At 31.1% G+C, this 8406-nt stretch carries 10 protein-coding genes; 4 read left to right on the top strand and 6 right to left on the bottom strand.

Features of this window, described 5'->3' with window-relative positions:
• Positions 1–327: 327 nt before the first annotated feature.
• Together hxlB and hxlA are read right to left on the bottom strand one after the other, a co-directional pair.
• Complete coding sequence (hxlB, locus tag LQ673_RS14440; protein WP_191836383.1) at positions 328–867, bottom strand: 6-phospho-3-hexuloisomerase; 540 nt, start codon at positions 865–867, stop codon at positions 328–330.
• 1 nt (position 868) lies between these two features.
• A complete protein-coding gene (hxlA, locus tag LQ673_RS14435; RefSeq protein WP_239745095.1) occupies positions 869–1501 on the bottom strand; it encodes a 3-hexulose-6-phosphate synthase in 633 nt (210 codons plus the stop codon).
• A 112-nt stretch (positions 1502–1613) separates the two neighbouring features.
• Between hxlA and LQ673_RS14430 the strand changes: the two genes are divergently transcribed.
• The 4 genes from LQ673_RS14430 (at position 1614) to LQ673_RS14415 (ending at position 3593) form a co-directional block, all read left to right on the top strand.
• On the top strand, positions 1614–1967 hold the full coding sequence (locus LQ673_RS14430; RefSeq protein ID WP_037589866.1) for a winged helix-turn-helix transcriptional regulator: 354 nt from the start codon (positions 1614–1616) through the stop codon (positions 1965–1967).
• Between the two features lie 60 nt (positions 1968–2027).
• Positions 2028–2582: a DUF4256 domain-containing protein gene (locus LQ673_RS14425; RefSeq protein ID WP_191836381.1), complete on the top strand. Its 555-nt coding sequence runs from the start codon at positions 2028–2030 to the stop codon at positions 2580–2582.
• 158 nt (positions 2583–2740) lie between these two features.
• Positions 2741–3196, top strand: coding sequence for a LytTR family DNA-binding domain-containing protein (locus LQ673_RS14420; protein WP_051575455.1), 456 nt, complete (start codon positions 2741–2743; stop codon positions 3194–3196).
• 13 nt (positions 3197–3209) lie between these two features.
• Positions 3210–3593 (top strand): DUF3021 domain-containing protein, encoded by a 384-nt coding sequence (locus LQ673_RS14415; protein WP_037589868.1) that lies wholly within the window; start codon positions 3210–3212, stop codon positions 3591–3593.
• 434 nt (positions 3594–4027) lie between these two features.
• On the opposite strand, the gene LQ673_RS14410 is transcribed toward LQ673_RS14415, so the two are convergent.
• The 4 genes from LQ673_RS14410 to LQ673_RS14395 all read right to left on the bottom strand — a co-directional run bounded on the left by LQ673_RS14410 (position 4028) and on the right by LQ673_RS14395 (position 8225).
• Positions 4028–4363 (bottom strand): hypothetical protein, encoded by a 336-nt coding sequence (locus LQ673_RS14410; protein ID WP_239705873.1) that lies wholly within the window; start codon positions 4361–4363, stop codon positions 4028–4030.
• A gap of 363 nt (positions 4364–4726) precedes the next feature.
• Positions 4727–5965: a DNA (cytosine-5-)-methyltransferase gene (gene dcm / locus LQ673_RS14405; protein ID WP_239705874.1), complete on the bottom strand. Its 1239-nt coding sequence runs from the start codon at positions 5963–5965 to the stop codon at positions 4727–4729.
• 126 nt (positions 5966–6091) lie between these two features.
• The gene (locus LQ673_RS14400; protein WP_196307955.1) at positions 6092–7555 is read right to left on the bottom strand and encodes a Sau3AI family type II restriction endonuclease; all 1464 of its coding nucleotides are present in this window, start codon (positions 7553–7555) and stop codon (positions 6092–6094) included.
• 43 nt (positions 7556–7598) lie between these two features.
• Complete coding sequence (locus LQ673_RS14395; RefSeq protein WP_239705875.1) at positions 7599–8225, bottom strand: hypothetical protein; 627 nt, start codon at positions 8223–8225, stop codon at positions 7599–7601.
• Positions 8226–8406: the final 181 nt, after the last annotated feature.

Raw genomic sequence — 8406 nt, 5'->3', positions numbered from 1 at the left:
GATAAATACAGAGCCTCTATTTATCTTGTTTCGCCAGTCTTGATAAATACAGAGCCTCTATTTATCTTGTTTCGCCAGTCTTGATAAATACGAGGCGCCTATTTATCTTGTTTGGCCAGTCTTGATAAATACAAGGCGCCTATTTATCTTGTTTCACTAGTCTTGATAAATACAAGGTCCTGAACATTGCTAGTCACGTCCCACTTGCAATATTCAGACCTCCAACATTGCTAGCCGCACTCCACTTGCAATATTCACACCTCCATCAACACTCATCTCTATCTAAAAAGTAAGAAACCGTCTGAGCGTTTCAGACGGTTTCCTTTATTATTCTAAATTCGCGTGTTTATTTTGCATAAATGTTTCACTTACGTTTAATTGTTCCATTAAATCCATTACGATACTATCTAAATATAATTGAGTGCTTTGTTCGAATAGACTTCCTAGTGGTTGGTCTGATCCTTTTTCATCATATTTAGTACCTGCTGGTAAAACGATCACGTCATCTGCTATTTCAGCGATTGGTGATTGTTCTTTTGTAGAAATTAATATGACATTCGCTCCGATATCTTTTGCTGTTTGTGCGAGTAATTTCAAGTGAGCTGTCGAACCTGAACCGGAGACAATCAATAATTTATCTCCTTCTTGAATAGAAGGTGTACTTGTCTCTCCTACTACATAGCTTTTCTTACCTAATTGGTTCAATCTCATAGCAAAACTGTTCGCAACAAATGCAGAGCGTCCTTTAGCTGCTACAAACACTGGATCTTCTGACAACAAACTATTTACGAATTGCTCAGTATCCTTCAAGTCTACTTGATTTAATGTTTGCGTAATTTCATCCAAAATTAATTGATAACGGCTCATATTATTTACCTTCAATAACTTCTCTACATAATTTTGCGACTGCTTTTGGATCGTCTGCGTTAGCAATTCCTCCACCAACAATAATTAAATCTGGATTTTCATCAGCAACAGATTGAATTGTTTCTGGTGTAATACCACCTGCTACTGCTACTTTTGAATTTTTGATAACTGATTTAACTGTACGTAAGCTTTCTAATGGTGATACACCTTCAGCTTGTAAGTCATAACCAGTATGCACAGCGATATAATCTGCACCTAATGCGTCTAATTCTTTCGCACGTTTTTCTAAATCTTGAACTGCGATCATATCCACTAATAATTCTTTACCATGTTTATGTGCTTCTTCAACTGCGCCTTTAATTGAAGCATCTTCTGCTACACCTAAAATTGTTACAATATCTGCACCATATTTAACAGCTTGGCTTACTTCATAACTAGCAGCATCCATAATTTTTAAGTCAGCTAATACTTGAACATCTTTAACAGATTGACTTAATTTTTCTACTGCACCTAATCCTTCGTTAATAACGATAGGTGTACCGATTTCTACTATATCTACATATTCCTCAACTTGTTGCGCTAATTGAGCTGCTTCTTCTTTATTTAATAAATCAATTGCTAATTGTAATTTCATATTAATCCTATCTCCTTTATCTATATTACTTTACACTAATAATTGTGATACAATGTATAAAATTATGCAATACTGACAAATATGTCACTTAGTGAAGAAATGGGGTTGTATCATGGTATTAATTAACTATAAAGAAACGGAATATTATAATTCTAAAGACTTAGCATTATCTGTTATTGGCGGTCGTTGGAAAATACCAATCATCTGGCATTTATTACAAGCGTCACCTCTTAGACTGAACGAATTAGAAAAGAAACTACCAGATATTAATCAGCGTATGCTTATTAGACAGTTGAGAGAACTTGAAGACGATCATATCGTAAACCGTACTGTATATCCGGTCGTACCACCTAAAGTTGAATATAGTCTGACACAAATAGGCAAAGATTTAGAACCTGTTGTTAATGGCATTTGTGACTGGGGAGACGAATTTTTAGACTTTTTAAATACAAAAGATAAAGCCTAATCACATATTGCTTTTAATCGCTTCATAGTTTGCTACAATAAAATAAAAAAGGGGTATTTTATGACAACTCAAAAACTTTCACAAGAAGAACAAGCTGAACTGCTTACAACTTTACAAAAGCGTTTCGAAAAATTTCCAGAACGTCATAAAAATATAGAATGGTCAGATGTAGAAAAGCGATTAAATGAACATCCAGAAAAATTATGGTCGCTTAATCAAATGGAACAAACTGAAGGAGAACCTGATGTCATAGGATTTGAAGACGATGCTTATATTTTCGTAGACTGTTCGAAAGAAAGTCCTAAAGGTCGTAGAAGTGTTTGCTACGATAGAGCAGCATTAGAATCTAGAAAGAAACACAAACCAGAAACAAGTGTAATGGACATGGTTCATGAAATGAACGTTACATTACTTAATGAAGAACAATATAGACATTTACAAACACTCGGTGAATTTGATAAGAAAACATCTAGTTGGATTGAAACACCTACTAAAATTAGAGACCTTGGCGGTGCATTATTCTGTGATTTACGTTATGACACAGTATTCACGTACCATAATGGCGCTGATTCTTATTATGGCGCAAGAGGTTTCCGAAGCATGTTAAAAATATAAAATTAAGCTTCCTCAATTTGTCTGAAGAAGACAAGTTGAGGAAGCTTTTTCTATACAATCATTACCTAACCACTTACACCGTATATTCAACCGGTTATGACATAACTACTGACAAATAATGTGATACAACATACTATATAACCAAAGGAGGTTATGCTATGACAGAGCCATTCAACGTTCAACTAAACATCGACACTTCACAAACGACGACGGATATTTCAATCAGAACCTTTGAACAAGAACTTGGTCATAACCTATTAACGTATATTCAACAATTTGAAACATCCAACCATAAAATAGGTATTAAAACATCACAAGGAACGTCACTTATTTTAAAAGAAGATATCATTTTTGCAGAAGTTTTTGATAAACAACTGAACATCATAACACTCAGTGAAACACTCACAACTAGAATGTCACTCACTGCCTTACAACAAACTTTGCCTAAGCAGAAGTTCGTACAAATTAGTAAATCATCTATCGTCAACATAGAACATATCACCAAAGTATCACCGTCATTCTCAGGGAATTTATATGCAACTTTATCCAATAATAAAAAAGTAACCATTTCAAGAAGGTATGTTAAAAATTTAACTGAAATATTAGGTATATAAGGAGGAGAAAATTATGAACAAAATCTTTAAATCTATTCTACAAGGTATCGGTATAGGAAGCAGCATTATGCTCATATTTATCGCAATATTTGAAGTAACAATTGACTTCCAAGCAGTGTTCAGCGTTTATATATTCGGTGCCATTTGTGGATTTCTACCAATAGTTTATGAAATCGATCAAATACCACTTTTATTCAAACTCATCATTCATTTAGGTGGCAGTATCATTACGTTCTTTATCGTTTCAACAATTAATAACTGGATACCATTAGAACCAGCACCACTCATTGGCGGACTCACAACCTTCGCACTGATATTCCTCGTTATCTGGTTTGTATTTATGTATCTCAATATTCAACAAAGCAAAAAAATAAATACAAAACTTAAAAAAATGTAAACAAAGACCCTTAAGGTTCTCACCTTAAGGGCCTTATTTTCCGTTTTTACATGTTTTACTGAAATATCTGAAATTCACACGATATAAATTCCTTATCACACAAAGCGTGTAATCAATACTAAAATATATTATCTATTCATATCTTCTAAACTCATAATCGATTTCCCCATTGATTATGAAAACTTCTCTTATTTAGTGCTTAAAATCTTATAAAGTATAATTTTAACGCCATGAAAAATTTATAAACCTAAAACTCCCCAAAACATTCTTTGAATCATTTAAATCCCTCTAAAATTCTTTATAACCTATAATAACCCTTTCAAAAAGAGAAAACGTACAATATCACATTAAAATTAAGCTTAACTACAATTATAATCAATTAATAAACTGTGCTATGAACAAATATGTGTAATGCTTTAAACAAAATGTACTACCTATGTGCCAATCGCATCTTCAAAGTGACGATTCAAATATAAACAAATTTCATTTATCGTATCAATCGTCTCTCCAAACAAAGCAGAACTTCGTTTGAGAACCTTAAAGTGCTTTTGGTCTTCCTCTATCCTCACGCATGCAAATATAAAAATTGAATTGAAAAATTCAGTCTGATCAGTAAGAGACTCTCCATATCTCTCGTCCAAATCATCTAAAATATCATCCAAACTTATATCTTTCGGAATCGCCAGTTCCTCCACTCTATGCATACCAATCTTACCTTCAGTAATAAAACCTTGAATGTCGTAAAATTCAAATTTAATGATATTGCACATCTTAACCTCCTTTCCTTGGGGTTGTTATAGGTTATACTCTTATTATATTCAGGACTCATTTAATGTCAACTATTTTCTATTCTTTTTTTATACAAATTCTTTAAAATACAATGAAACGCCGTTAAATCAACGTTTTATAAGCCACAAAATTTAAAAATGTCTCAAAATAAGTAGTTCAAAATCGTAAAATTTTCAAAAAAATTTATTAGACATAATTTAAGTAATAGTAATATTTAAGACACTTTAAACTTCAAAAAATGTAATATAAAAATTAAATTTTTCTCAAAAAAAGTGAAAGAAAAACAAAAAAATCTGCAAAAAATCGACAAAAAAAGACACGACGTAAAAAGTCGTGTCTGGAAGTTAGAATAATTTTAATTGTGAATGAGTATCTTCAGAAATCTCATTTATTTTTTCAATTTGATTAGCAATTCTCGTTACTAAAGGTATTACTAAGGCATTCCCCATACAGAAGTAACGCATTCTATCAGTCATAGTATTTGTCCAGTCATCTGGGAAACCATTTAATCTCTCAGCTTCAATAGGTGTTAATATACGATACTTATCATTATCATTAATTAAATGTGTACTTCTATTAACAGATCCTTCACTAGTTAACATTGTTCTAGCAGGCAAGTCTAATGAATCAGATTCAGACATACCACCTTCAGAAAAGTAGTACTCATGACCAGTTTTTGAAGTTCTCTTAATTTTTTTAGGACCTCTTAAATACTTAAACTTTTCAACATGCGTTTCACTCAAATAGTAACTAGAATCTACTTCTTTTTCTAAAATAGCGCCTAATGGAACTGCTTCTTCATAGATAGGGATAGTATCTATCGTATGAATTTCACCGTTCTTCATTATTCCTGAATTATAATAAGTGAAACTAAAATTATTTGAAACATCTACAATATCACTAGATATTTCAGTTGTGGAAACTCTATTTTTATTCGGTTCTTTCTCAACTGGAAAAGCTTTTGCAAATAATCCTTCTTCATAAATAATTTTATCTAAACTTATATTTTGCATTGTTTTACCATATGATAGATCTCTTTTATAACCAAAAATAAATACTCTTCTACGTCTCTGACTATTACCGTAATCAGCAGCATTTATTACTCTCCATTCAATGTCATACCCTAACTCGTTTAAAGTCGATAACATTACTGAAAAGTCTCTACCTCTTTGACTTGAAGGTGATTTTAATAATCTATCTACATTTTCTAGTAAAATAAATTTAGGGAACGTATTTTGAATAAATCTAACAATTTGCCAAAATAACACACCTTTTTTACCTTGTATTCCTAACTCACCACTAAGGCTTCGTGCAACAGAATAATCTTGGCAAGGAAATCCTCCCACAATCATATCAACATTAGTATCAGACATTTCTTTATCAGTAACTTCAGCTATGTCTTTATTAACATGTTCTCCTGAATTAAAATGCTGACTATAACAATCAAATGCATGTTGTACTTTTCGAGATGGTTCCCATTGATTAGCCCATGTAACATCAAAAATTTTATCGTTAGTATTTTCTAAACCAAGTCTAAATCCACCAACACCTGCAAATAGCTCAGCAACTTTAATTCTTTCCATGTTAATTCTCCTTACAGTTTAATAATAATTTATTATATCATAACCCGAACGATCGTTCTAGTGTTTTACACTCAAAATTTAGAATACTCTCTATTATATTACTCTCATAAAATAAAACAAGACCCACTAAAGTAGGTCTTCAACTTGTGCCTTAATATAATCATTATTTAACCAAAAGCATTGCTTAGTCATCCAACTATCTGAGTATTTATCACTCTCTGGTTTATTTATCCATTTTGCTGGTGTTGGTAACTTATCCGCATATTTTCCATTTTCACTATAATCACTCTTAGTTTCATGTGGTCGAATATGACAAATCATTTTGTCGGATTTTTTTATGAAATTATTTTTAATGACAGTTTGTCCTTTTTTATTTTTTGTCGCTTTTAATTCGACTCCATTCTTAATTTTATCCACTGTATCTTTCCACACTTGATAAACTGGTCCTTCAACATCTTCTTCAGGCATCGTAAAGAATTTTATCCCTTTAAATATATCTTTTTCTCCATCATTTTTAACAACAAAGAATAAGAATTTTGTTTCCAATAAAAATACATGCCAACTAGCGCTAGGCATTCCCTCTTCATCTATCCAATTCTCATTAACTAAATCTGAGAACTTAAACGATGGGAATGACATACTTTCTTTATTCACATTATTTTTATCAAATTTCACAGTTTTTAATTGAATACACGCTTTTTCAAACTCTTCAACTTTTGGAAATGCATTAGTTTTCTCATTCTTACCACTCAAATTCAAAATCCCCATAGCAATTCTATAATTTAAGTGCTTACTTGTATTAGTTATTTCAAAATGCTTAACTAATTCATCAATACTCCAGCCAATAAAAGGTTTAAATGCTTCTTCTATATACTCTTCTAATGATTTATCTTGTAAAATAAATGGATCCTTGATGATTGATTCAACTTTCTTATCTCCTAATACATAGTCATTTAATATTGAACTCATATATCCTGATTTAAAAGATAATGCTCTTTGTTTAGCAGGAATATCAGAATTGGGTTGAGTTCTCATAGATGACGCACTTGCACCTTTAGTACAAGCTGATAAATAAGTTGTATATTTTTCACTTAATTCATGAGCTCTGCCTTCCTCTACAAAGCTATGAATTGTTTCCCAGTCATTCCTAATAATTTCTAAATCTTTAGGATTTTTGAGCAACTCAAAAAGAACAGTTTCTTTTAATATCCAATCATCTTTAGGAACACCTTGAATATTCTCATAAAATCCTAATTGTATTGCTTTGTTTTTGTTTAAAAATCTGCTAGTTTCAAATGTTTCATCTAAAAGTTCTTCATAGTTTATAATGCTCAAAACTAATCTTTCTTTAGACCTATACGCGCCAGATTTAATTTTATGTATTGGTGTAGCTTTTAATTCAACACCCGCTTCAACTAAGTCTGGCCTTCTATCACTATTTTTCTCCACTCCAAACCAATGTTCAAAAGCATCACCAACAGAATTTTTGCTACTTTTTAAACCATAACCACCATTTATTTCTTTGATTGTTAATCCAACAGCTTCTCTAGCTCTATTATGAACTTCTTCTTTTGTACGATATTGTGCCATAAAATCACCTTTCGTAAATTCTTAGATAGTCATTAATTTTAAATCACAACTTTTCAATCTTTACACCGTTTTTATCTATATTAAAGATATTTTTTGTAACTTTCTTTAGTATATGTTTAGGTGTTACGAGATTAATAGGTTTCTCATTTAAATGATAGGATACGTGCCATCTCGGTCCACTTTCACCATTCAGAAAAACTTTCTGACCTTTTAGTGACCTATCTATTTCTTGAACAGCTAGTTTAGACTTTTCTTTATAGTTATATTTATTAAGTCCATAATCATCTTCTAATAGTTGCTGAAGTTCATTTTTCCTTACTGAGTATGCTTCTATACGTTGAATATTTTCAACAGTTAATTCTTCATGCTCATCAACTTTCCAACCCCAGCAAAATAAATATGTATCAGTATCACAATATTTTTCACCAAACAGCCATCCATCTTTTTTAATATTGTCTTTTAGAAAAGAAATCTCTAAAGCGAATGTCGGTATATTTTTATTTAGATAGTCAGTTGCAGTCTTTTCATCAATATTGATTCTATAACCATCTCTACACTCTAAAATTACATCAACACCCTTATTTTGTTTAGCTACATCATAATTTCTAGTGATATTTTTAATATTATTATTATATTTTTCTTCAATTTCAGGATAAAAATACTTATCCAAAAACTCTCCAATTATACTCTCTTCCTCTATGTTCTTATCATACTTAGATTCTGTCATATAATCACCAACTTATATATAATAGTAATATTATTATCGCTAAAAATTGAAAATAAATCAATAGAATTACTTTTTACTCTAATTTAATTATATTATCTTAATTATTTTTCTATAATATTAACTT

Source organism: Mammaliicoccus sp. O-M54, assembly GCF_022386035.1.
In the GTDB taxonomy this organism is placed as follows: Bacteria; Bacillota; Bacilli; order Staphylococcales; family Staphylococcaceae; genus Mammaliicoccus; species Mammaliicoccus sciuri_A.
Note: the sequence above shows the minus strand (reverse complement) of the source record. Positions and strands in the feature narration are given on the sequence as shown.

What these genes read in the sequence shown, in the direction of transcription:
- hxlB (WP_191836383.1), bottom strand. Translation starts at nt 867, where the DNA reads ATGAGCCGTTATCAATTAATTTTGGATGAAATTACGCAAACATTAAAT.
- hxlA (WP_239745095.1), bottom strand. Translation starts at nt 1,501, where the DNA reads ATGAAATTACAATTAGCAATTGATTTATTAAATAAAGAAGAAGCAGCT.
- LQ673_RS14430 (WP_037589866.1), top strand. Translation starts at nt 1,614, where the DNA reads ATGGTATTAATTAACTATAAAGAAACGGAATATTATAATTCTAAAGAC.
- LQ673_RS14425 (WP_191836381.1), top strand. Translation starts at nt 2,028, where the DNA reads ATGACAACTCAAAAACTTTCACAAGAAGAACAAGCTGAACTGCTTACA.
- LQ673_RS14420 (WP_051575455.1), top strand. Translation starts at nt 2,741, where the DNA reads ATGACAGAGCCATTCAACGTTCAACTAAACATCGACACTTCACAAACG.
- LQ673_RS14415 (WP_037589868.1), top strand. Translation starts at nt 3,210, where the DNA reads ATGAACAAAATCTTTAAATCTATTCTACAAGGTATCGGTATAGGAAGC.
- LQ673_RS14410 (WP_239705873.1), bottom strand. Translation starts at nt 4,363, where the DNA reads ATGTGCAATATCATTAAATTTGAATTTTACGACATTCAAGGTTTTATT.
- dcm (WP_239705874.1), bottom strand. Translation starts at nt 5,965, where the DNA reads ATGGAAAGAATTAAAGTTGCTGAGCTATTTGCAGGTGTTGGTGGATTT.
- LQ673_RS14400 (WP_196307955.1), bottom strand. Translation starts at nt 7,555, where the DNA reads ATGGCACAATATCGTACAAAAGAAGAAGTTCATAATAGAGCTAGAGAA.